Here is a 1403-nt window from a genome sequence, read left to right as displayed (position 1 = left end):
TCCTCTACATGGCCAACATGGCCTGGAACTCGTCGATGAACACGGCGGGCGTCATCAAGATGCTGGAGGACAAGGATCCGGCCACCGGCGAGTACTGCATCCCCAAGATCATCTATTCCGATGCCTATTCGTCGGAGATGGTCGCCTATGCCGATCTCATCTTGCCCGACACCACCTATCTCGAACGCCACGACTGCATCTCGCTGCTGGACCGCCCGATCTCCGAGCCCGACGCGGTGCAGGATGCCATTCGCTGGCCGGTGGTCGAGCCTGACCGCGACGTGCGCGGCTTCCAGAGCGTGCTGCTGGATCTCGGTGCCCGGCTGCGGCTGCCGGGCTTCGCCGATAATCATGGCAAGCCGCTCTACAAGGATTACGCCGATTACATCGTTCGCCATGAACGCAGGCCCGGCATCGGCCCGCTGGCGGGCTTTCGCGGCAGCGATGGCACCCGCACCGGACGCGGCGCGGCCAATCCCGACCAGCTCAAGCGCTATATCGAAAACGGCTCGTTCTTTTCGGCGCATATTCCGCTTGAAGCGCAATTCTTCAAGCACGCCAACAAGGCCTATCAGGATTTCGCCGTGCGCATGGGCTTCTTCGACGAGCCGAAACCTGTGACCTTCCAGCTTTATCAGGAAACGTTGCAGAAATTCCGGCTCTCGGCCGAAGGCCTGCGCGAACCGGTGGCGCCTCAGACGCATCGCGAGCGCATCCTCGCCACTTTCGACCCGCTGCCGATGTGGTATCGACCGTTCGAGGAAGCGGCCGTCAGCCGCGAGGAATATCCCTATCACGCCATCACCCAGCGGCCGGCGGCGATGTACCACTCCTGGGGCTCGATGAACGCCTGGCTGAGGCAGATCCATACCAAGAACCCGCTCTATGTGCCCGGGCCGATCTGCGACGAGATCGGGCTCGTCGATGGCGACTGGGTCTGGGTGATCTCGCATCATGGGCGCATCAAGGTCGAGATCGCGCGCATGGAGGCGGTCAACTCGAGCACGGTCTGGACTTGGAACGCCATTGGCAAGCGCGAGGGCGCGTGGGCCCTCGACAAGGATGCGCCCGAAGCCAAAAAAGGCTTCCTGATGAATCACTTGATCCACGAACTTCTACCGCCCAAGGGCGACGGGATGCGCTGGTCCAACTCCGATCCGATCACCGGCCAGGCTGCCTGGTATGATCTGCGCGTACGAATCGAAAAGGCCGAACCGGTTGAAGTCAGCGAGCCGCATTTTTCGGCTGTCGCGCCGGCACGGCCGCATCCCGACGAACTGCGCTACGGGCAGGAGTGGGCGAAATGAGGATTGCTGCGGCGCGGACAAGTCTCCTCTCCCGGTTCACGGGGAGAGGATGCAGGCAGGCAGGTGAGGGGCAGCGCAATCGCCGCCGGTTTGCGC

The 1403-nt window shown here is 62.7% G+C and carries 1 protein-coding gene; it reads left to right on the top strand.

Annotation, left to right across the window (positions count from 1 at the left end; translation table 11 throughout):
• The coding region (locus AC1DUU_RS31990; RefSeq protein ID WP_476787313.1) for a molybdopterin oxidoreductase family protein at positions 1–1307 on the top strand (1307 nt) is incomplete at its 5' end.
• Positions 1308–1403: the final 96 nt, after the last annotated feature.

This window comes from Aminobacter sp. P4_H6_2, from assembly GCF_056400805.1.
This window is presented reverse-complemented; position numbering and strand designations above follow the sequence as displayed.